This window comes from Furfurilactobacillus milii (assembly GCF_021654115.1).
GTDB lineage: Bacteria > Bacillota > Bacilli > Lactobacillales > Lactobacillaceae > Furfurilactobacillus > Furfurilactobacillus milii.
In genome coordinates this window covers 399,568-421,842 of record NZ_JAIWJF010000002.1, presented here as the reverse complement: position 1 = coordinate 421,842, position 22,275 = coordinate 399,568, and the positions used below count along the sequence as shown (strand labels likewise).

The following is a 22,275-nucleotide window of genomic DNA, read 5'->3' as shown; positions in this document are numbered from 1 at the left end:
GATTAGTCTACAAGTCCTTCCACCTTAGTCACAATTTTGTTAGGTGTGTCCCATTCGCTACGAACAAATTCAGATACAGGTACGTTAACACCTAACTGACTTTGTAATTCGAGTAACAACTGAACTGAGCCCATTGAGTCCATCAAGCCAGAATCAAATAAGTTTGTGTCCATATCCTCTGAAACATCGTTCCCTGTTAAGTCGTTCAAAATTGAAATAACCGTTTCTTTAACATCCATAATTAATTTTCCTCCTGTAAGTAGCTCGCAATAACAATGTGTTACTAAATTAAATCACTTGGTTTAATAATGACCCAACCAAAGTTTGCTCAAGAATCCAGAGAAGAGCAAGAAACTAAAACAAACAAAGTTGAACGTCAGAAAAATCGCAAATGCCTCCGTCAATTTATTGTGCGGAATACTCTCACGATGTTTCTTCTTAAAGCGTAGCCACCAATCATTGACGACTAGTCCAACACCATGAAGCAACCCATAAGCAATGTAATACCAAGTCACCCCGTGCCAGAACCCCATGATCAACATATTGAAGATGTAGGCAACATTACTGACCGTTACCCGACTCTTAAAAATCTTGTTTTTCATCATGGCGAAAACTAACCGCATAAAGACGAAATCACGGAACCAAAATGATAGCGTCATGTGCCAACGATTCCAGAAATCCTTCAAATTGTGAGAACGGAATGGTTGGTTAAAGTTCATCGGTGTTTCGATGCCCATCAAATATGAGATGGCAACCGCGAATAATGAATATCCGGCAAAATCAAAGAACAGATACATTGACCATGCGTACATTACCCCAACTAGTGGCCATGAGAAGCCTGTTCCACCGTAGCGCAACGTTAATGTTTCCAGCTTTGGTACAAGCATGGTACCAAACAAATAGGCTAATAAAAACTTATACATAAAGCCCAAGAAAATGTAATGCACGGCCTTTTCAATCATGCCAACATATTTTTCACGATCGGGAACTTTTTGATAATCATCAAGCCAACGTCTGTACCGATCAATTGGTCCCGACGAAATGGTTGGCATAAACAGTAAGAACTCAAGAAACAGCATCGGATGGAATTCTTTAATAATGCCATCCCGCATTTCCATGATCATCCCAACTGACCTAAAGGTTAAATAGCTAATCCCCAAAAATCCAAATAAAGAAGTATGTCCAGGATTGATGGCGGGCGTAATTTTAACAAACAGCAATGGCACAATACTCAATAAAAATGCGCCGTAAAAAATCCACCGATTATTGGCCTTTTTACGATAGGCCATATAACCGCCGACCATGAGCCACTCCCAAATCACGAAGCCAATCAGTGCCACACCTTGTTGCCACTTCTGACTATCAAACATCAAAAAGATAAAAACAAGCGACACGGCACTTTGGTACCAACGCCAGCGATGACCATGGTACAAACCGATCATTAGCGGGATTAACCCAATCAGCAGATAAACAAAGTATTGGGGATTCCCATATGGCTCTAAATTAATCATGCAGGGTTCACCTCGGCAATAATCGATTTAATGTCGACCTTCCCGTTTGCTGTCAATGGCAGGCTGTCTTTGTACACAAAACGGTTAGGAACCATATAATCCATCATGACATCTTTCAGTTCCTGTTTAATCGCCGTTGTTCGTTGAAGATCGTTCTTAAAGTCGTCCTTTGAATTCGGGACAACGTACGCCCACATTTGACTCACTTTGTGGTTGTTATCATACTTTGGCACTGCCACAGCCTGTTTGATCCACTTATTGGCATCAAGATAATGATTAACCTCTTCCAGTTCGATTCGGTAGCCATGTAACTTGATTTGAAAGTCAATGCGACCTAAGTAATGCAACATGCCGTCTTCATCAAGAAAGCCAAGATCACCAGAATGATAGGCCGAGCGACCATCTTCTGTAAAGAATGCTTTTTCCGTTTTTTCTGGATTATTAAGGTAACCCTTGGAAACACTTGGTCCACTGATAACGATTTCGCCATTCGTACCAGCAGGCAAGGACTTGTTTTCGTCATCGACGATACGAATCTGGGTGTCAGACTTAACCGTGCCAATTGGCAAACGCCCTTTTTCGATCAGCGCATCGGTTATTTCAACGCCAGTAACGGCAACTGTCGTTTCAGTTGGCCCATAAGTGTTGAAAATGTGCGCATGCGGGAAGCGCGCCCGTAAATTTTTCGCAGTAGAAACAGTCAGCTCTTCACCACAAAACAGAAAGTGACTCAAATCTGGCAAATGTTGCTCGTCAAACGTTGGTTCCAACAAGCAAATATCAGCAAACGATGGCGTTGAAACAAACACATTCAAGTTCATTGTTGGCAATGTTTCAAACAGCTGTTTGAAATTATCCGTCACCTGTTTTGGCAGTGCCATTAAAGTACCACCCAGAGCCAGTGTCGGTGCCCAATCCATAACGGATAAATCAAACGAATATGGCGGCTGTGCCAACGTTACTGGATTTTGAGACAACTTAAAATCGTCGCTAAGCATCCAGTTTGTATAACTGAGCAAATTGGTGTGACTGATTTGCACACCCTTGGGCTTCCCCGTTGTTCCTGACGTGAAGATAATGTAGTAATTGTCATCACCATCAACAGGATGATCCAACTGGTAAGTTGCAGTTTGCGCACTGAGCAAGTCACTTAACGTATCACCTGTCAGTACAGGTTGGTCGCCAACATCCACTGGCAATGCATCAACAGCAATCACTGCAGACGGATGCGCAATATCTTCAATCATCGTTAACCGATCATTAGGTGAATGCTTATCCACCGGAATGTACGCATGCCCAGCCTTAACAGCACCTAAAAAACTTGTAATCATTGCAAACTGTTGACCACCGAAAACGATAATCGGTGATTTAGCAGGTAGATTGAGTCCGTCCAAATAGGCAGCAATGGCGTCTGATGCACGCTTTAACTGTGCATATGTATGCGTCTCCCCCATGTCATTGTAAACAATGGCATCAGGGGTCGTTGCTGCCCAGTTATCAATCGTGGTAATCATATTATCAATCATAATTTCCCTCCATCCCACGTTCTAGAATTCGTTATAGATGAACTTACTCTGATTCAAGCCAGAGTAACTGTATAAGTAGATCAACAATAACAAAATCACGAAATAAAAAGCAGTCCGTAAGACAAATGTGACCCATGGCTGATTCAGCCATATTTTAAACTTTGCCATATTTTCTCTGTCCTCCACTTTGTACCAATATCTCCAGTATAACGATTTTGACCCCATCCATTGTTAAAAAAAGTCTTAAACTAGACTGGCTCTATTTTGGTACACCGACTAGCATACCAGAAAACACAAAAAAAGACCCTAACCACATAACGATGTGGTCGGAGTCTCACTAAATTCTCACTTTACGAACATTACGCGAGAACCTACGCCATGTACTGCGCTAGCGTCTTTTGAATTTGTTCCTTTGTGTGGTAACCCACGAGTGTGTCCACAACATTGCCGTCTTTCTTGACGATTAACGTTGGAATCCCCATGATCCCAAATTTTGATGGCGTGTCAGGATTTTCATCTACATCCATCTTTGTAAACGAAACTTTATCACCCATTTCGTCTGCTAATTGTTCGACAACTGGGGATTGCATTTTACATGGTCCACACCAAGTTGCCCAGAAATCTGTCACTGCAACGCCTGTATTGGTATCTGCATCATAGGTTTTGTCTGTTGTTACATTAACTGCCATAAACATTCAGCCTCCCGTTCACTAACTTTTTGTACGTAAACACAGTGTACTCTTTTTTGGGGAACACGCAATTCTTTTGCTTATCTCTACAAACTGACCACTTCACGCAGTCAATACGCCTTTAGTTGTCTTCACTAACCAAGTTTGACAACGGTTGCGCCATCACCACCGGCGTTTGCTGGTGCAAAACCAAAGCTTTTGACCCGCGGATTAGACCGTAAGTACTCTGTTACTCCTTGGCGCAGTGCACCAGTTCCTTTACCATGGACAATCGTCACTTCACCAAGATTAGCCAACAACGCTGAATCGATAAAGCGATCCACTTCACTCATTGCAGCGTCGTAACGGTGACCACGCAAGTCTAATTGTGCCTGCGCACGTGCACCAATATTACTGTGAACAGCTGTACGGCTGGCACGTTGTTCCTTTTCATTGGCGGTTGGTTCACTAGACTTTTCAAGATCTGAATCGTCTACTTTCATCTTAAGCGCACCCATTTGAACTTCCCATTCATGTGCACTCAATTGACGATTGATCGTCCCGTGTTGGCCATAAGATTTGACTACCACAGCATCCCCAGGATGGAATGTATGCTTTTTTCTCGCACGTGCCAATACTTTATTGTTAGCTAATGATGGGTCTTGTCTTAACGCATTAAGCTTTCCTTGGGCGTCAATGAGCTCGTTCTCGCGAACGCCAGCTCCCTGCTTCACTTCCATTTGACGCAGGTGATGAATGATCTTGTCGGACTGTTTCTTGGCATCTGCCACAATGTGATTTGCTTCTTGTTTTGCCACATCTAGCTGATGCGTTTTTTGCTCCGTGAATCGATCAAATTGAGCAGTCAACTCGGTCTGTAGCTTCGTCGCATCAGCTAATTGTTCAGCCAACGCAGCTGCCTCATCCGTAGCTTGTTTACGTTGGGCAACAAGATCCCCAATCATCGCATTCAAATCTTGGCTATCTTGACTCGTCAACTCACGCGCCGCCGCGATAATATCTGAACGCAATCCTAATCGCTGCGAAATTTCCAGTGCGTTTGAACGTCCTGGAATGCCTAATAGTAGCCGATAAGTTGGCTGTAATGTCTCCGCGTCAAACTCCATGCTAGCATTCGTTGTCCGTGGTCGATCATAGCCATAAGCCTTGAGTTCAGGATAGTGGGTAGTGGCCACCACGTCCGCGCCAATCGTTCCAAATGCATCTAGAATGGCAATCGCTAACGCGGCACCTTCTTTAGGATCCGTCCCAGCGCCGATTTCGTCTACCAGCACTAAACTGTTTGACGTTGCTTGATTTAGTATTTGAATCAAATTGTCCATATGCGAGCTAAACGTACTTAGCGACTGCTCAATGGACTGCTCGTCACCAATATCAGCAAAAACATTGTCAAAGACAGCGACTTGACTGCCCTCAAATGACGGAATAAATAGGCCGGATTGCGCCATTAATTGGCTTAACCCCAATGTTTTCAAAGTAATCGTTTTACCACCTGTATTAGGTCCGGTGATAATGATTGCATCGTAATCGTCGCCAAGTGTGATGTCATTAGGCACGGCTGTTTCAGGATCCAATAATGGATGCCGCGCCTGTCTTAAGTTAATGTGTCCATCTGTGCTCAATTGTGGCTCTGTCGCATTTAATTGATGTGCATAACGGGCCTTAGCATTTACAAAATCTAGATGTCCCAACACATCCGCATTTGCCAAGATATCTTCACGGTGTGGTGTTAGCACGGCCGATAATTCTTGTAAAATACGGGCCTCTTCATTACGTTCCTGAACCTGGCTCTGTCGCAAACGATTGTTTAAGTCCACCACATCTTCTGGTTCAATATATAAGGTTTGACCGGATTGACTTTCATCATGAACGACACCGCCCAAACGTCCGCGATACTCTGTTTTGACCGGAACAACGTAACGATCATTACGCATCGTGATAATTGGCTCACTCAAATACCGGGCCTGCTTGCCACGAACGTAATTTTGCATACGAGACCGAATTAGGTCTTCGGTGCTCTTAATGCGGCGACGAATTGCGGCCAGTTCCTCACTTGCAGCATCACTAACCCGACCATCTGGCTCAATCGCAGTGTTTAACTGACGAGTTAGGTCAGGCAATGCAACAATTTGTTTGGCCGTCTCATTGAGTTGTCGCAGCTCAGTTCCGTCTTCCGCCAGCTGACTGAAGAAAGTTCTGACGCTCATTGCAGTTTGCAAAACACGACCCACCGCAGCTAATTCAGTTCCGTTTAGAGCCGCATCAATGGCCAATCGTTTCATGTGCGGGGTCAAATCAGCCAGTTCTGGCAACGGGATACCGCCTTTAAGCCTAAGAATGTCCGTGGCATCCTTTGTTTCGTCCAAACGTCGCTGAATGATACTGGGATCCGTTGCCGGCTGTAATTCAGTAAGCTCCCTATGGCCAATCGGCGAGCTTAACATACCGGTCATTTTTTCTTTTACTTTATCAAATTCGAGGGTTGTGAGCCCACGTTTATTCATCAATTTGTATTCAGTCCTTTTCTACCGAGTCAGCCACCATTGAAAGATTTTTTCTGACAACAGTGGTGTTTGGTGCAAAATCCAGTGGCTTACTGGTGAATGTAATAATTGATCATGTATCCATACTGCCGGCCAGACAGAAGCAATTGCGAGACCAAAAAAGATCAATACATACATCAGTAACCCGGCAACCAACGCACCACTTAGGGCGTTGATACCGTGAATCACCGGGATATTGGTAAATAATTTTAACGATCGCGTTAACCAGCGAAGAAGAAGCAAACCAACAATCATCAATAACCAAAAGGCCAAACCGGCAGACCAAAAATGATTCACCTGACTGTTCAATAGCTGATCATTAGCGGTTGGTTGATGATTCATTGGCAACAAATGGGCCAGCCAACCCGCCACTGTTGGCGTTAATAGTTTGACAATGATAATGACAAACATATAGCCAACTGTCGTGGCAACTTCAACGACAAAACCACGCCGATAGCCTCTGCCCAACGCGATAAGCAGTAATAATATAACAATTAACGATAACACCATGCTGTTACGCTCCACCTATTTCTAGATTTAAGTCAGTTAACGCAAGCAGCGCTGCACTCCTCATGAATAGGAATACAGCGCCGTCATTAAACACAAGTCAGTATACAAGTTAATTTGACATGTTTGAGTCATCATCGAGGAAAGTATTTAACATTTCCTCAACCATGTCCCATTCGTCGTCATTCTCAATCGGTGATAGTTCGCCTTCCGTAGAACCATCTTCCTCAGGATCAAATGCATATGCCTGAATGTCCACTTCTTCATCATCTGCCGCGCTGGCTGGATAAAGCAAAATGTATGATTTGCCATAATCGTCTGACTTAAATGTGAATAAAACATTGTAAAGTGTCTCATTGCCATTATCGTCAACTAATGTAATTTGTTGTTCATCATTGTCTTCTGCACCACTGTGTTTGGTTTCTGCCATTTTAGTTCCCACTTTCTTTATTACAAGATATGAAGAGTTTCTACAAAATTAAATAAGTGATTGTCACTTTAGACATCCAATAATCATGCCTGTGTCAGTTTACCATGAGCATCTAAATAATTCTGCAAAATTAAAGCAGCAGCTAACTTATCAATCACTTGTTTACGCTTTTTACGTGAGGTGTCCGCTTGTTCAACGAGCATCCGCTCAGCCTCAACCGTCGTCAACCGTTCATCGACAAAGTCAACCGGTTGGTGAAAACGCTCAGTGAGTAAATCACCGTAATGCTGTGAGGCCGCCACACGTGGTCCAAGCGTGTTGTTCATATTTTTCGGTAATCCCAATACAAAGCCCTGTGTTCCATGAGCTTTGACCAACTCTTCAATTCGATCTAAGCCGAATTCATCCTCATCTTCGTTGATGCGGACAATTTCAACACCTTGCGCGGTCCAACCAAAAGCGTCACTGACTGCAACACCCACGGTGCGTGAACCAACATCTAATCCCATTAATTTCATTTATTACTGTTATCCGCCTTTAAATATGAACGTACTAGTTCTTCAATAATTTCGTCGCGCTCATGCTTCCGAATCAAATTGCGAGCATCATTCAAACGTGGAATGTATGCTGGATCCCCCGATAACAAGTACCCGACAATTTGATTGATCGGGTTATAGCCCTTTTCTTCAAGTGCAGCATACACCGTTGTTAACGTATCATGCACGTCTTTTTGTTGCTGATTATTAAAATCAAAGAACATGGTTTTATCTGTCGTACTCATCTGTATCCCTCCATGGTCAATCAACCCAACGGACTTCCGCGTGCAGTTACAGACCATTACCGTGAGCCTTAAAATCTACACACTCCGATTAATAACTATTCTACTGAAACATTAGCCAAATAACAATTATCCAGCCCATTGTAACCGTATTGTCAAATAAACAGCCCCAAACTGAAACAAAAACAGAAACTAACGATGATCTCACCGTTAATTTCCGTTTTCAATAAACACATTATGATCAATAACACCATTAGTTACGTTTAATTACACTAGTAACTTTTAGTGAGCCAGTACTTTAATTTATTATTTTTCCAACCAAGTCTTGGCCTGAGCCAAAGCTTCGCTAATACCATCTGGGTTCTTGCCGCCAGCCTGAGCCATGTCAGGACGGCCACCGCCACCACCATTAATAGCTGGCGCAATCGCCTTGATAAGATCACCCGCTTTGTGGCCGGCCTTAACCTGATCCGGTGCCATTGCTACTAACAAGCTGGCTTTACCTTCATTGGCAGTTGCCAATACAAGCACATCTGAAGGCAACTTTTGTTTCCAATCATCGGCTAGTTGCCGTAATTGACCCATGCCAGCAACGTTAACCTGCTGAGCAATTAGGGTTGTTCCATTGACAGTTTCAATATTGTCAAATGCACTAGCAGCTTGTTGGGCAGCCATCTTAGCTTGCAATGCGCGCTGATCGCTTTCAAGCTGTTTGACTTCACCTTGAAGTGCCTCAACACGATGTGGCACTTCCTTTAGTTGTGGTGCCTTAACCAATGCAGCAGTTTGGCTCAACAAGCTTTCTTCATCGTTTAAGAACTTAAAGGCATCTCCAGCTGTGACAGCCTCGATTCGGCGCACACCGGCGCCAACACCAGTTTCTGACACAATCTTGAATAAGCCCAGTTCGTTTGTATTTGAAACATGGTCGCCACCACAGAATTCTGTGTTGAAGTCGCCAACAGAAACAACCCGCACCCGTTTGCCATATTTTTCAGAGAACATGGCAATGGCACCCATCTTCTTAGCCGTCTCAATGTCAGTTTCCACAGTTTTTACCGGGATTTCAGCAAAGATTTGGTCATTAACCATCTGTTCAACCTTATGCAGATCTTCACTGGTAACTTGACCAAAGTGGGTGAAATCAAACCTCAAGTAATGTGGTTCAACCAATGAACCTGCCTGAGCAGTATGCGTTCCCAGTACGTTACGCAGTGACTGGTCTAATAAGTGGGTAGCCGTATGATTTTTTTCGATCTTGCTGTGTCGTGCAGCATCTACCGTTAACGTATAAGTTGCGCCTTTAACCAGCTTGCCAGTCACCTTCACTGTATGCAAGTTCTGACCGTTTGGTGCATGTTGAACATCCGTAACTTTAGCTACTTGATGTCCAGCCTCATCAACGATACTACCAGTATCGGCAACCTGACCACCCATTTCTGCATAGAACGGTGTCATATCAAAAATAACTTCGGCACTGTCAGCATTCTCATCGGCCTGATCGACTAATTTTTCATCAACAATGATATCAAGCAACTTAGCATTTTCAACCGTTAACTGGCTATAGCCCACGTACTTGCTAACCGACTTAATATCCGTTAACAAGGCACGCTGAACACCCATTGATTTAGCTGATGAACGCGCATTACGAGCTCGGGCACGTTGCTTTTCCATTTCGCTCTTAAAGCCTTCTTGGTCAACGCCTAAGCCTTCATCACCTGCATATTCGGTGGTCAATTCAACGGGGAAACCGTAAGTATCAAATAACTTAAAGGCTTCTGCCCCGTCTAACTGTGTTTTTCCAGCAGCCTTGGTTGCAGCAATCGTATCATTCAACAACGATAAACCAGTGTCCAAGGTCACATTGAAACGATCTTCCTCAGAATGAATAACGCCGGCAATATAATCAGCTTGTTCCAGAACGGCTGGGTAATGACTCTTCATAATTTCGCCAACAACTGGTACAAGCTTGTATAGAAAGGCTTCGTTAATGCCTAACTTTTTACCATTCAAGATGGCCCGACGAATCAACCGACGAATAACATAGCCACGGCCTTCATTTGATGGCAATGCCCCGTCACCGATAGCAAATGTAACTGCCCGAGCGTGGTCAGCAATAATTTTGAAGGAAACGTCGTCAGTCTTGTTAGCCTCATACTTTTTACCATCAGAAAGCTGCTCTGTCGCCCGAATGATTGGTAAAAACAAATCCGTTTCAAAGTTGGTCCGGGCATGTTGGAACACAGAAACAACCCGTTCCAATCCCATCCCCGTATCAATGTTTTTATGCGGCAATGGTTCGTAAGTACCTTCCGGCGTGTGGTTAAACTGTGAGAACACAATGTTCCAAATCTCTAGGTAACGTTCATTTTCACCACCAGGATAATTTTCTGGATCATCCTCGGCAACATTGTTCATTTCTTGACCACGATCATAGAAGATTTCTGAGTCAGGACCTGAAGGACCTTGACCAATATCCCAGAAATTATCCTCTGCCTCCACAATATGGTCTTCTTTAACGCCGGCATCAAGCCACTCTGCCTTAGCGTCAGTATCCTTTGGATAAACTGTGATGTACAGTTTTTCTGGATCGAAATCAAACCATTGTTCGCCGGTTAACAGTTCCCAAGCCCAGTGAACAGCGTCATGTTTGAAGTAGTCGCCCACGGAAAAGTTTCCCAGCATCTCAAACAACGTGTGATGACGCGCCGTCCGACCAACGTTTTCAATATCATTAGTCCGAATACTCTTTTGTGAACTCGTCATCCGTGGATTATCAGGCACAACGGATCCATCAAAATATTTCTTCATCGTTGCAACACCAGAGTTGATCCATAACAAAGTTGGATCATCCACAGGAACTAGTGAAGCACTAGGCATAATTTTATGACCGTGCTGTTCAAAAAAATCAAGGTACATTTGCCGAACTTGGCTACTTGTTAATTCTTTCATGACTTTCCTTTCATCACCTGTGACAGAAACAAAAAACAACACTGCCGCTTGCAAAGACGGCCAAGGGCCGCGGTACCACTTTGCTTGCAACGATGTTGTCGTTAACCACTCACTCATAACGCTGAGTCGCGTGTTTGTTTTAAAACAAGTGTTTATCAAATTTTATTCAAGGGAGCACAGTCACGCTTACCTCGCCCTTTTCACCGGCCAGAGCGTCGCTTAAAAGTAAGTTCATGCTGCATATCCTTGACTGTTTTTTAGTATAGCATTCACGCTTAGCATGTCAATTTGTTTTCAGAAAATTAACAAGCTACACCTCAGTTGCTTTCAGAACTAGTGACTTCTATTTGATCGTTGGGATTCACCTTGACGCCGATTTTGACGACGCTGGCTACGAGCCGATTCACGCATTTCAATCCGCTTGTCCGCCTGAGCTTTCCGCTTAATGGCCGTCTTAATCTGATGTTTATAACCAGGCTTAATCTTCTTTTTCTTTTTTTTGACCATCCCCACTAAGGTCGGATCAAGTTTTTCATGAGTAGCCGTTCGCTGGAAACGACGGTTCCGGTCGTATGAATCAACGACTTCGCCATGACGAACATCCTTCGGGGCAAACTTAACACCAAGTTTTTCAATCTCAGCAATTTCGTTTTCTTCACCAGGCTTGTACAGCGTAATTGCAATGCCGGGCATTCCGTTTCGACCTGTACGACCCACTCGGTGAATAAAGAAATCAAGATCATGAGGAATATCATCGTTAATAACGTGTGATACCCCTTTAATGTCAATTCCGCGGGCCGCTAAATCAGTTGCAACAACATATTGGTAATCTAAGTTTTGAACTTGCTTCATAACCCGTTTACGCTCACGCGCCTGTACGTCACCGGAAATCATGGCAACCTTTAATCCACGTCCCTTAAGGTAAGCAGTAAGTTCAGCCGTTCGTTGTTTTGTATTACAAAATACCAACACTAAGTAGGGTTCCCCCATCGTCAGTAATTCGTAGATTAATTCATCTTTTTGTTTACCCTTAGTCGAAATCAACCAGTTATCAATTGTTGGGCTGATAATTGAAGTTACAGGAATTTTTTCTACCACAGGGTTCGTCAAATACTTTTTCAAAAATGGTTGCAATTTCTGTGGAATTGTCGCAGAAAAAACCATCATTTGAAGATTCTTTGGCAACGCACCAGCTATTTTATCTACGTCCTTTAAAAAGCCCATGTCTAACGTCATATCCGCTTCATCAATTACAAATTGATGAGCCGTATGCAAATCTAGTTCGTGTTCTTCCATGAAATCGCGTAAACGACCTGGCGTTCCAATAACCACTTGTGGCTGATGCTTATCTAATTGGCGTTCTTGACGTGAACGATCAGTACCACCAACATAATTGGCAATTCTAATCTGATCCTTGAAATGACCAGCCAATTGCTTTGCATCCTCATAAATCTGGCTAGCCAGTTCACGTGATGGCGTCGCAATAATCGCCTGTACTTCATCAACGTCTATCTTTAATTGATCAAAAATTGGCAGCAAGAATGCGTGCGTCTTCCCGCTTCCTGTTTGTGACTGGCCAACTACAGATCGACCGCCTAAAATCACAGGAATAAGCTTAGCCTGTACTGGCGTTGGCTTAACAAAATTAATTTCCTGCAGTGCTTCCAATAACTCCGGTCGCAACTGTAAATCCTTAAATGTTTCCGTCATTGTTTCTCCTTTAACGCGTGAATCATCACGACTCACATTAGCGTTTACTTATCTTTGGCTGTCAGTGCTTCAAGCTTAGTAATCATCAGTTTAACCTCATCAAGATCCTTAGCTTTGGCACCGCTTGCCAGCGGATGACCACCGCCATTGTGTTCACGAGCCAAGCCACTAATAACAGGCCCCTTGGATCGTAAACGGACCCGATAACTGTGATCATCTTGTTCTTCAAAAATGGCCCAGGTCTTTACGCTATCAATCTTGCCAGCCATAGGAACAAGACTAGCAGTTCCAGCATCACCTAAATTAAACGATTTAATCGTGTCTGCGCCCAGAATAACATGCGCTGCACCAGATGCAGAAATCGTGAGGTGCTCATACAAATACGCGGTCAACCGAGCCACTGGCAAGGACATTTCATCTTCCATCTGATTAACGGCAACTGCATCAATACCAGTCTCCATCAACTGTGCCGTTACGGTCATGGTATGAGGCCGCGTATCCGAGTACAAGAATCGACCAGTATCGCCCACAATCCCCGCGTAAAGGACCCTCGCTGCCTCCTTAGAAACCTTCAGGTCAAAACGATTGGCAAAATCGACAATCATTTCAGACGTACTTGATGCATCCTCTTCCACCCAGCTCAAATCGCCAAACGGATCATCATCAGGATGGTGATCTATTTTGATAACTTCCTGACCGCGGCGCCATCGCTGATCATCCACTCGAGGTTCGTTTGCGGTATCCAACACTAAAATGAGCGCAGAATCAAACTGAGCATCCTCTACTTCATCCATTTCTGCTAACCAAGCTAATCCTGGAATCTGCTTACCAACCGCAAAGATTTTCTTCTTTGGAAAAGCCTGTTGCAGAATTTTAGCCAGACCAACCTGTGAGCCAACAGCATCTGGATCTGGTCGCTGATGGCGGTGAATAATGATTGTCTGTTTACGTTTAATGTCATCAAAAATTGCCTTTTGCACGTCCATCTTTTATTGGACCTCCACTTATCTCGTATCTGCAAGTATAGCGAAAAAAGCCATTAAACACAAAGCAGACTCAATCAATTTAAAATGCCCGATCAGAATTCAATGAATATAGTGGCAAACTTAAGTTTTCAAAAGTTAACGGATCTAAGTTGGTCATGGTAATGCCCAACAACCGAATCCCCTTACTCAAGTCGGCCGTGACATCGAAAATTTCACGAGCCGCTTCATAAAGTACCGTGGCGTCATTTTCAAAATATTCAGCCTGCGTTTGACGCTTTGTTATCGTATTAAAATCAGCGTCACGAACCTTTAAAACAATCGTTTTCCCATGACGTTGTTGCTTGTTTAGATGACTGACCAAATCTGTAGCAAGCAATTGTAATTGGGTTTCGACATCCGCTTCGTTATCCAACGGTGCATCATACGTTTCTTCGCGACCAATTGACTTGCGCGCTCGTTGCCATTCGACTGGGCGGTCATCACTACCACGCACATGACGATAGAGACTGTACCCTAATTTGCCGAAGTTTTGCATCAGATCTGCCTCCGACCATTTCAGCAAATCAGCTCCGGTCAAAATTCCCAAATCATGCATCTTAGGCACCGTTTTCTTGCCAACACCACGAAATTTTTCAATGGGCAGCGGTGCAAGAAATGCCTCTGCATCGCCGGGTAAGACGACTGTCACACCGACCGGTTTAGCAAAATCAGATGCCAATTTGGCAAGAAATTTATTGTAGGAAATGCCGGTTGAACAAGTTAAATGAACCTTTTCCCAAATTTCGGCCTGTAGCTGATGGGCTAGAGTCACTGCAGAATCAATTTCTTGCTTGTTATTAGTAACATCCAAATAGGCCTCGTCGAATGCAATCGGTTCAATATGATCTGTATATTCGTGAAAAATTTGGTGAATCGTTGCTGAAACAGCACGATACTTCGTGAAATCTGGTGTTTTAAAGATTGCCTTGGGTGCCAGTTTCTGCGCTTCCTGCGCGCTCATTGCTGAATGTACACCTAGTTTTCGAGCAACGTAATTGGCCGTTGTCACAACACCGTGACCGCCCGTTTCTCGTGGATTGCGCGCGACAATCAGCGCTTGATGACGAAATTCAGGATGATCACGTTCTTCAATTGACGCGTAAAAAGCGTCCATATCCACATGGATAATTTTCCGTTCCGTATTAACTGTGAGTGGAATTTTTAACAACGTATTGGCCACCGATTTCGCCCCCCTTTTCACTCAGACTGATTTCAACTTGAATTAACTGTATGTCCATTTTAGCAAACGTACGTTCGTTTTGCCAGAATAAAAAAGGTCAACACGGTAACTCCGTGTGACCCGTCTTATTCTGCAGTTTATGCAAAACAATTATTCACTATCTTTTTCAGTTGCTTCGCTGGCAACACTGTCGGCGCTTTGTGCAACGCTACTAGTAGCTTCACTAGTTGCACTCGTGGCTTCACTTGTTGAAGCCGTTACACTACTTGTCGCTTGGTCAGTAACTTTAGCGGTGCTTGTTGATTTAGGCGTTTCTACGTGATGAATGGCCTGCAGGTCAAACACAAGGTAAATTCCGTCTGCATCAATTGTAACCGTCTTGTTAGCACTGTCGAGTGAATCAATCACACCGTGCATACCGCCGATGGTAACCACGCGATCACCCACGTGAAGACCACTCATCATTTCCTTACGTTGATCCTGTTGCTTACGATTAGGACGCATGATGAAAAAGTAAAAGATTGCGACAAACAAAACAATTAGAAGTACTGAACTCCATAAGTTACTTCCTTGAGCAGCCGCACCGACTAAAGTCGTTGTTAAAGAGCTTACCAATTTATCCACCTCATTCATTTATTCTGTAGAGTACTGTAACAGACTTTCCGACACTTGCCAAACGAATCCAGCAAATTAGTCCCCTTTTGGTTCGGGAATTTTTAAATGTTGGTAAGCTGCCGAAGTCACAGTTCGACCCCGTGGCGTTCGTTTGATCATGCCAATTTGTAGCAGGTATGGCTCATAAACTTCGGCAATCGTATCCGATTCTTCACCAATGTTTGCAGCCAATGTGGTCAAGCCAACCGGTCCGCCATCATAATATTTAATCATGGTTCGTAGCAATTTTAAATCCACTTCGTCTAAGCCGAGATCATCCACGCCTAAGACTTTTAACGCATGATCTACGATTTCAGCATCAACGGCATCGTGATCACTAACCTCAGCAAAATCGCGCACCCGTTTTAACAGTCGGTTAGCGATTCGAGGGGTACCACGAGAACGACGGGCGATTTCATGAGCCCCCTCCTTAACGATCTGAGTCGCAAGAATATCGGCAGAACGTAACGTGATTTCTTCCAAGTCAGCAGTTGAATAATAGTTCATATGTTCCACAATCCCGAATCGATCACGCAAAGGCGCTGACAGTAAACCTGCTCGCGTAGTCGCCCCAATCAAAGTAAATGGGGGTAGCGGAAAATGCACCGGATGAGCTGTGGGACCCTGGCCGACAACAATATCAACGAAAAAGTCTTCCATTGCGGAGTACAACATTTCTTCGACAATTTTTGGTAAACGATGAATTTCATCGATAAACAAAATATCGCCGGGCTGAAGTTCGTTTAACAAGGCAATTACGTCACCCGGCTTTTCAATTGCTGGACCACTAGTTGTTTTGATGTTTACGTGCATTTCATTAGCAATCACCATGGCAAGCGTTGTTTTCCCTAAGCCTGGTGGTCCATAGAGGAGCACGTGGTCTAATGATTCTTCTCGGGCACTAGCAGCCTGAATATAGACCTCTAACTGATGTTTGACAGTGTCTTGACCAATATACTGGGCCAACGTTGCGGGTCGCAAAGAACGTTCTAAAGACTCTTCCTGGTCATCCACAGGCTCATTTGACATTAACTCGTCGTCCATAACAGTCCCCCTTCTAGTTTATTGCCCGGTTTCTACCCAGGCTTCGGCATCACTCTCAAACGTGCACCTAACGCCCAGAAGTCTGTGCATAACGTGAAGCTGAATGATTCGGAAATTCACCGAATACTTCACCTTCACGTTATTGCTCAACTTCTCCCAGGCTTCGGCATCACTCTTTAAATCATACTACGCTTGAGTTAACAAACGTAGGGCCTGACTTAAATAGGCATCCGTACTTGTGGTTTGATTATCATCTAATTTTTTCGCCACCCGTTTTACGTCGGTACCACTGTAGCCTAATGCGCTGAGCGCCGCCAGCGCATCACGAAGAGCTGATGAATTAACAGTAGGTCCTGTTTCGACCTCTGTAGCTGACGTAACGATTCCAATATCGCCCAATTTCCCCTGTAAATCCAAAACGATTTGTTGTGCCGTTTTTTTACCAATACCAGGAAACTTCGTCAGATACTTAACATCATTATTGGTAATTGCACTGATTAGGCCGCCATGATCTTCGTTGGCCAAAATGGCCAGTGCACTCTTGGGACCGATACCTGATACGTTAAGCAGTTTTAGGAATAACTGCTTTTCTTCACTATCGACAAAACCGAACAAGTTAATGTCAGTATCGCGAACAGCTTGGTAAACGTAGATTTTAACGTTCTTTTTAGGATCCTCTTGAAACCGGTACGGGTTCGCTGTTTGTAACAAATAGCCGACTCCGTTTACTTCAAGAACAACATAGGCCGGCGTCACCACCGTCACGAGACCAATTAAATACTCAAACATTCATTTTCCTCCGTTTGCATCGGCCAACTTTAAACAGTCTGAACGAGGGCACGTCATTACTCAAATCCATCCCAAGTCAAACCACACGCTAAAATTCATGCTCATCAAATTCTGCCCACGATTCGTGAGAATCCTGGATTCGCTTAAACATTTTTTCCATATCAGCGTTAGTAAAATGAACCACGACAGGCCGCCCATGTGGGCAATTAAACGGATTTTGTGTTTGAGCCAAATCGTGTAATAACGCCCGTGCCTGCCGTTCATCCAAATGATGATTGGCCTTAATTGACCGTTTACAACTCATCATAATCGCCGTTTTTACACGGAATTTGGCAACCGTTAAATCGTGATCAGTCAGCACCCAGTCAATCATTTCACGAATCGTTGACTCTTCTTGACCTTCTTCAAACCAAGTTGGATGCTGACGCACAATAAAACTGTTGTTGCCAAACGGTTCCAAAAATAATCCCAGTTGTTCGAGTTTATCCTTAGCGTCATTAATCTTTAAGACATCACTAGTCGGATAGTCCAAAACGATCGGTACCAACAGGTTTTGCAAATCACGACTAACTTCACCAATTTTGACACGGTAGTATTCATACTTGATTCGCTCCTGAGCTGCATGCTGATCAATGAGATAAAGACCATCTTCAGCTTGAGCAAACAGAAAGGTGCCGTGCATTTGACCAATGTAAGTTAATTCTGGAAAACGGCGTTGACCATCACTACTGGTTGATTGATCCGGTAACATTTCCGCTTCCTCATTTGGCACTGGTACTTGAGGTGCTTCTTCATCGCCGAATGGTGTCGTGTCATCATGAGCATAGCGCGCATCGAAAGCCGCAACTGAAGCGTCTGCCATGTCGTCCACATGATGCACCACAACAGGTGTCAATGTTTGTGTTGGTAAGGCATTTGGCAACGTTGTACCAACGTTACCATCATCCCTGGCTGTCGTTTCAGCATCTGTTTCTGAACCTGAATCCACAACTGGTGAAGATGATTCTACCGGTTGCGTTTGCCGTCCTGCTAACTGTTGTGGCCGCGCATAATGAACATTCACATCCGCATTCCTAGTGGTCGATGCTTCGCTTAGTCGCTGTGCTAAAGCATTTGAATCCAAACTTGGTTCACCACGTAAATTTTGATAAGCGTCAGGAATTAGGTTTTCCTGTGCAATCCGGTTATAAACGGCCTTGTCAATTAAATCTGCGAGTTCAGGCTCTTTGCTTAGCCTAACCTCCTGCTTAGTTGGATGAACGTTAACGTCAACTAAGAACGGATCCATCGTTAAATTAAGGACGGCGATAGGATACCGCCCTACCATCAGTTTGGAACCATACCCTTTAATGAGCGCTTTAGTCAGTTGGTAATTTTTAACGTAACGGCCATTAATCAGAATTGAAATGTAGTTACGTGAAGCACGCGTTAATTCAGGCAGCGATACGTAACCAGTCAGTTTAAAATCAGCATCCTCATTTTCGATTGCCACCATTTTGCGGGCCGTTTGAACACCGTAGATTCCTGCGACAACCTGCTGACTGTCCCCACGTCCTGCTGTTCGCAATAATTCACGTCCATTGTGACTTAAGCTAAAGGCGACATCTGGATGCCCCAGTGCAAGTCTGTCCACAATATCCACAATGTTGGCTAGTTCAGTTTGTGGCGATTTTAAATATTTCAAGCGTGCCGGCGTATTAAAAAATAAATCGCTGACAGTTACTTCAGTTCCTGGTCGTGACTGAGCGGCAGTGTGTGTCAGGATTTCGCCACCTTTGATGTGAACTTCACTTCCCGCACCCTTACCCGTCGCCGTTTTTAGCCAAACATCGGCAACCGATGCGATACTAGGTAACGCTTCACCACGAAATCCCAGCGAGTGAACACGAAACAAATCTTCGCGTGAGGTTATTTTGCTGGTCGCATGCCGTGAAAAGGCCATTTCGACATCTTCATCCGAAATGCCAACCCCGTCATCGACTACTTGAATCGATTTTAGTCCTGCGTCTTCCACCAGCACATCAATCGTTTGAGCATGCGCGTCAACGGCATTTTCAACAAGCTCTTTCACCACTGATGCCGGTCGTTCAACCACTTCCCCAGCAGCAATTTGATCTGCGAGGACAGTGGGTAATTCATGAATTTTTGCCATACTGTTTAATCCTCTTGTTAACCTTCACCGCTTCATTTTGAATAATGGTCAAATTATGACTGTAGTTTTTGTTGAATATCATAAAACTTGTTCATAACATCCATCGGTGTCATGCCCATTAAATTCATCTGTTTTAAATCCTTGATAATATCTGCAACCTTCGGATCCATCGTCGGCGTTTCAAATAACGCCAACTGTTTGCTCGTTGCCGTCTGCTTTCGTTTTGACGCAGGTTCCGGTGCTGGCTCTGATAAAGGTTCATCAACATTCACAGGCGTTGGTGTTTCACCCGCATTAGCCTCGAGCTCTTGCAAAATTGTGCTAGCCCTAGACAACAATCCATCCGGCATCCCCGCTAGCTTAGCCACGTGGATCCCGTAAGACTTGTCAGCTGGTCCCGGTTGAATCTGATGAAGAAATACCAGTTGACCGTTCTCTTCGACCGCGCCAACGTGAATGTTTTTCAACGCATGCAAAGATTCGTCTAGTGCTGTTAATTCATGGTAGTGCGTACTGAACAGGGTTTTAGCATGAACGTGATCATGAACATACTCGATAATTGCTTGGGCTAATGCCATTCCATCGTATGTCGCAGTGCCTCGACCGATTTCGTCAAATAAGATTAAACTATTAGCAGTCGCGTGCATCAACGCATCGTTAGCCTCCTGCATTTCAACCATGAACGTTGAATTACCGGAAATTAAATCATCGGCTGCACCAATTCTGGTGAAAATTTGGTCAAACACCGGCATACTAGCGGATTTAGCGGGCACAAAACAACCCATTTGGGCCATCACGACGGTTAATGCCAGTTGACGCATATAGGTACTTTTCCCAGACATGTTTGGTCCAGTGATAAGCAGCACCGTTGTATCGTCGGCCATTCGGACGTCATTAGGCACGTATTCCTGTTTTCCGAGTACCTTTTCAACAACGGGATGACGACCGTCTTCGATTTCTAAATCATGCCCGTTATTCAGTTCAGGGCGAACAAAGCGATAGTTTTCTGAAACGACGGCAAAACTCTGCAAGACATCTAAACTGGCCAATGCTTTAGCCAGTCGTTGCAAACGGCCAATGGCAGCCTTCACGACCTCCCGAACCTTAGTAAAGAGTTGATACTCCAAGGCGGTCGACTTTTCCTGAGCCTCCAGAATCAAGGTTTCCTTCTCCTTTAATTCTGGCGTTGAAAACCGTTCCGCGTTAGTCAGTGTTTGCTTACGCTCATAACGATCATCTGGCAACTTGCTAAGGTTTGCCTTGGTAACTTCAATATAGTACCCAAATACCCGGTTATAACCAATTTTAAGAGTACTGATTCCAGTAGCCTGCCGTTCCTTGGCTTCAAGCTCGGCAATCCACTGTTTACCATTTTTCATTGCATCCCGATACTCATCAAGCTGATCATCATAACCATCTTTGATGACCCCGCCGTCAGTGACTGATATTGGAGAATCATCATTGATAGCACGATCAATCAACTCAGCAACATCATCAACAGGATCTAATCCGGTCAGCATGTCACCAAACACGTTTTGATCCAACTCTTCTAAAACGTATTTGATTTTTGGCACCTGTTGCAATGAGGTCTTCAATTGAATCAAATCTCGACCATTTACACTACCAAACGCCACTCGACCAGCCAGCCGCTCTAAATCGTAAACTTTGACCAGTTCATCCTGTAGATTTGAGCGTTCAAAATAATGTTGAAGCAACTCATCCACTTTGTCTTGACGTTCTTGGATTTCATCCAGTGACAGCAGTGGTCGATCCAACCACTGCTTTAATAACCGGCCACCCATCGCTGTCTTAGTTTCATCTAACAACCATAAAAGTGTGCCAGATTTTTTGCCGGTACGAATATTAGTTGCCAATTCCAAATTCCGTTTGGCATAATGATCCATCTTAAGATAGTAGGATGGTTCATACGCAATTGCGCGCTGCAAATGAGACAGACTCCGCTTCTGGGTGCCTTCCATATAGCTCAACAGCATGGAAACTGCTGACGTTTCAACACCGTCATCCAGATCCTGTGTTACAAAGCTCAATTCTGCCCCAGTCGTGATTTCCGTTTGGTGAGAGACCAAAATACCAAGTGGCTTAAACTGATCAGTCAGCTCAGCAGGTACAGTGTCGTCAACAACCACCTCTTTGGCCTCGACAGACATGACTTCATTCATCACTGTATCAAATGTCGATAGATTAGCGGTTCGCAGTTCACCCGTAGAAACATCTGCATATGCAAAGCCAAAATGATCGTCTTGTTTGGTAAAACCTGCCAAATAATTATTTTCCTTCGCGCCACTAACACCGGTTTCCATGCGCGTTCCTGGTGTAATCAGCTGAATAACTTGTCGCTTTACCATGCCCTTTGCAAGGGCTGGGTCTTCCATTTGTTCACAAATGGCAACTTTATACCCGTGATCTACCAGAATATCAATATAATTTTGAACAGCGTGATGTGGAACGCCACACATTGGGATTGGATCGGCTGAATTATGGTTACGCGCGGTTAACGTCAATTCGAGCAATTGGGCACCCTTAACTGCGTCATCATTAAATAGTTCGTAAAAATCACCGATTCGATAAAACAAAAAGGCATCAGGATACTGATCCTTGATGGACTGATACTGCTTCATCATTGGTGTTTCCATACTCTCTTGTGCTGACTTTTTTGCCATGTAACGTAAACTCCTCACTACTTCAAAAAATTCGTCGTTCATCGTAAGTGGCCTCACCCACTTAGAACTAACAAACAATTTCATCTAAGTCCCAAAAAACGATG

The 22,275-nt window shown here is 44.0% G+C and carries 19 protein-coding genes; all 19 read right to left on the bottom strand.

Annotation, left to right across the window (positions count from 1 at the left end; all coding sequences use genetic code 11):
• Positions 1 to 2 precede the first annotated feature (2 nt).
• The 19 genes from dltC to mutS all read right to left on the bottom strand — a co-directional run bounded on the left by dltC (position 3) and on the right by mutS (position 22,171).
• Positions 3 to 239: a D-alanine--poly(phosphoribitol) ligase subunit DltC gene (dltC, locus tag LDK34_RS04410; RefSeq protein WP_017261174.1), complete on the bottom strand. Its 237-nt coding sequence runs from the start codon at positions 237 to 239 to the stop codon at positions 3 to 5.
• Positions 240 to 302: 63 nt separating this feature from the next.
• The gene (gene dltB / locus LDK34_RS04405; protein ID WP_178942718.1) at positions 303 to 1,511 is read right to left on the bottom strand and encodes a D-alanyl-lipoteichoic acid biosynthesis protein DltB; all 1,209 of its coding nucleotides are present in this window, start codon (positions 1,509 to 1,511) and stop codon (positions 303 to 305) included.
• Entirely contained in the window at positions 1,508 to 3,037 is a 1,530-nt protein-coding gene (gene dltA, locus LDK34_RS04400; protein WP_178942719.1) for a D-alanine--poly(phosphoribitol) ligase subunit DltA, read from the bottom strand. Before dltA ends, dltB begins: the two co-directional genes overlap by 4 nt.
• A gap of 21 nt (positions 3,038 to 3,058) precedes the next feature.
• Entirely contained in the window at positions 3,059 to 3,205 is a 147-nt protein-coding gene (locus tag LDK34_RS04395) for a teichoic acid D-Ala incorporation-associated protein DltX (RefSeq protein ID WP_017261177.1), read from the bottom strand.
• 203 nt (positions 3,206 to 3,408) lie between these two features.
• Positions 3,409 to 3,726 carry a thioredoxin gene (gene trxA, locus LDK34_RS04390; RefSeq protein ID WP_017261178.1) on the bottom strand — a complete coding sequence of 106 codons (318 nt, stop codon included), beginning with the start codon at positions 3,724 to 3,726 and terminating at the stop codon, positions 3,409 to 3,411.
• A gap of 134 nt (positions 3,727 to 3,860) precedes the next feature.
• Entirely contained in the window at positions 3,861 to 6,230 is a 2,370-nt protein-coding gene (locus LDK34_RS04385; protein WP_236941513.1) for an endonuclease MutS2, read from the bottom strand.
• 21 nt (positions 6,231 to 6,251) lie between these two features.
• A complete protein-coding gene (locus LDK34_RS04380; protein ID WP_178942720.1) occupies positions 6,252 to 6,779 on the bottom strand; it encodes a CvpA family protein in 528 nt (175 codons plus the stop codon).
• Between the two features lie 109 nt (positions 6,780 to 6,888).
• Positions 6,889 to 7,206, bottom strand: coding sequence for a DUF1292 domain-containing protein (locus tag LDK34_RS04375; protein ID WP_017261181.1), 318 nt, complete (start codon positions 7,204 to 7,206; stop codon positions 6,889 to 6,891).
• 83 nt (positions 7,207 to 7,289) lie between these two features.
• Entirely contained in the window at positions 7,290 to 7,724 is a 435-nt protein-coding gene (gene ruvX / locus LDK34_RS04370; RefSeq protein WP_178942721.1) for a Holliday junction resolvase RuvX, read from the bottom strand.
• Positions 7,721 to 7,987, bottom strand: a complete 267-nt coding sequence (locus LDK34_RS04365) for an IreB family regulatory phosphoprotein (RefSeq protein ID WP_017261183.1) — start codon at positions 7,985 to 7,987, stop codon at positions 7,721 to 7,723. Before LDK34_RS04365 ends, ruvX begins: the two co-directional genes overlap by 4 nt.
• A gap of 303 nt (positions 7,988 to 8,290) precedes the next feature.
• Positions 8,291 to 10,936 (bottom strand): alanine--tRNA ligase, encoded by a 2,646-nt coding sequence (gene alaS / locus LDK34_RS04360; RefSeq protein ID WP_178942722.1) that lies wholly within the window; start codon positions 10,934 to 10,936, stop codon positions 8,291 to 8,293.
• 333 nt (positions 10,937 to 11,269) lie between these two features.
• Positions 11,270 to 12,646 (bottom strand): DEAD/DEAH box helicase, encoded by a 1,377-nt coding sequence (locus LDK34_RS04355; protein ID WP_178942723.1) that lies wholly within the window; start codon positions 12,644 to 12,646, stop codon positions 11,270 to 11,272.
• Positions 12,647 to 12,690: 44 nt separating this feature from the next.
• Positions 12,691 to 13,632 (bottom strand): DHH family phosphoesterase, encoded by a 942-nt coding sequence (locus LDK34_RS04350; protein WP_178942724.1) that lies wholly within the window; start codon positions 13,630 to 13,632, stop codon positions 12,691 to 12,693.
• Positions 13,633 to 13,711: 79 nt separating this feature from the next.
• Positions 13,712 to 14,851 (bottom strand): DNA polymerase IV, encoded by a 1,140-nt coding sequence (gene dinB / locus LDK34_RS04345; protein WP_178942725.1) that lies wholly within the window; start codon positions 14,849 to 14,851, stop codon positions 13,712 to 13,714.
• A gap of 150 nt (positions 14,852 to 15,001) precedes the next feature.
• The gene (gene yajC, locus LDK34_RS04340) at positions 15,002 to 15,466 is read right to left on the bottom strand and encodes a preprotein translocase subunit YajC (RefSeq protein WP_225439104.1); all 465 of its coding nucleotides are present in this window, start codon (positions 15,464 to 15,466) and stop codon (positions 15,002 to 15,004) included.
• Positions 15,467 to 15,541: 75 nt separating this feature from the next.
• Positions 15,542 to 16,549 carry a Holliday junction branch migration DNA helicase RuvB gene (ruvB, locus tag LDK34_RS04335; RefSeq protein WP_017261190.1) on the bottom strand — a complete coding sequence of 336 codons (1,008 nt, stop codon included), beginning with the start codon at positions 16,547 to 16,549 and terminating at the stop codon, positions 15,542 to 15,544.
• Between the two features lie 186 nt (positions 16,550 to 16,735).
• Complete coding sequence (gene ruvA / locus LDK34_RS04330) at positions 16,736 to 17,338, bottom strand: Holliday junction branch migration protein RuvA (RefSeq protein WP_178942726.1); 603 nt, start codon at positions 17,336 to 17,338, stop codon at positions 16,736 to 16,738.
• Between the two features lie 88 nt (positions 17,339 to 17,426).
• Positions 17,427 to 19,490, bottom strand: a complete 2,064-nt coding sequence (gene mutL / locus LDK34_RS04325) for a DNA mismatch repair endonuclease MutL (protein ID WP_236941511.1) — start codon at positions 19,488 to 19,490, stop codon at positions 17,427 to 17,429.
• 53 nt (positions 19,491 to 19,543) lie between these two features.
• Positions 19,544 to 22,171 (bottom strand): DNA mismatch repair protein MutS, encoded by a 2,628-nt coding sequence (gene mutS / locus LDK34_RS04320; protein WP_178942728.1) that lies wholly within the window; start codon positions 22,169 to 22,171, stop codon positions 19,544 to 19,546.
• Between the last annotated feature and the right edge of the window lie 104 nt (positions 22,172 to 22,275).

Bases quoted from the DNA above. Each gene is read 5' to 3' on its own strand.
- mutL (WP_236941511.1), bottom strand. From the start codon at position 19,490: ATGGCAAAAATTCATGAATTACCCACTGTCCTCGCAGATCAAATTGCT.
- dltA (WP_178942719.1), bottom strand. From the start codon at position 3,037: ATGATTGATAATATGATTACCACGATTGATAACTGGGCAGCAACGACC.
- LDK34_RS04350 (WP_178942724.1), bottom strand. From the start codon at position 13,632: ATGGACGTGCAAAAGGCAATTTTTGATGACATTAAACGTAAACAGACA.
- ruvB (WP_017261190.1), bottom strand. From the start codon at position 16,549: ATGGACGACGAGTTAATGTCAAATGAGCCTGTGGATGACCAGGAAGAG.
- ruvA (WP_178942726.1), bottom strand. From the start codon at position 17,338: ATGTTTGAGTATTTAATTGGTCTCGTGACGGTGGTGACGCCGGCCTAT.
- dltC (WP_017261174.1), bottom strand. From the start codon at position 239: ATGGATGTTAAAGAAACGGTTATTTCAATTTTGAACGACTTAACAGGG.
- ruvX (WP_178942721.1), bottom strand. From the start codon at position 7,724: ATGAAATTAATGGGATTAGATGTTGGTTCACGCACCGTGGGTGTTGCA.
- alaS (WP_178942722.1), bottom strand. From the start codon at position 10,936: ATGAAAGAATTAACAAGTAGCCAAGTTCGGCAAATGTACCTTGATTTT.
- mutS (WP_178942728.1), bottom strand. From the start codon at position 22,171: ATGGCAAAAAAGTCAGCACAAGAGAGTATGGAAACACCAATGATGAAG.
- LDK34_RS04380 (WP_178942720.1), bottom strand. From the start codon at position 6,779: ATGGTGTTATCGTTAATTGTTATATTATTACTGCTTATCGCGTTGGGC.
- LDK34_RS04365 (WP_017261183.1), bottom strand. From the start codon at position 7,987: ATGAGTACGACAGATAAAACCATGTTCTTTGATTTTAATAATCAGCAA.
- LDK34_RS04375 (WP_017261181.1), bottom strand. From the start codon at position 7,206: ATGGCAGAAACCAAACACAGTGGTGCAGAAGACAATGATGAACAACAA.
- LDK34_RS04385 (WP_236941513.1), bottom strand. From the start codon at position 6,230: ATGAATAAACGTGGGCTCACAACCCTCGAATTTGATAAAGTAAAAGAA.
- LDK34_RS04355 (WP_178942723.1), bottom strand. From the start codon at position 12,646: ATGACGGAAACATTTAAGGATTTACAGTTGCGACCGGAGTTATTGGAA.
- trxA (WP_017261178.1), bottom strand. From the start codon at position 3,726: ATGGCAGTTAATGTAACAACAGACAAAACCTATGATGCAGATACCAAT.
- dltB (WP_178942718.1), bottom strand. From the start codon at position 1,511: ATGATTAATTTAGAGCCATATGGGAATCCCCAATACTTTGTTTATCTG.
- LDK34_RS04395 (WP_017261177.1), bottom strand. From the start codon at position 3,205: ATGGCAAAGTTTAAAATATGGCTGAATCAGCCATGGGTCACATTTGTC.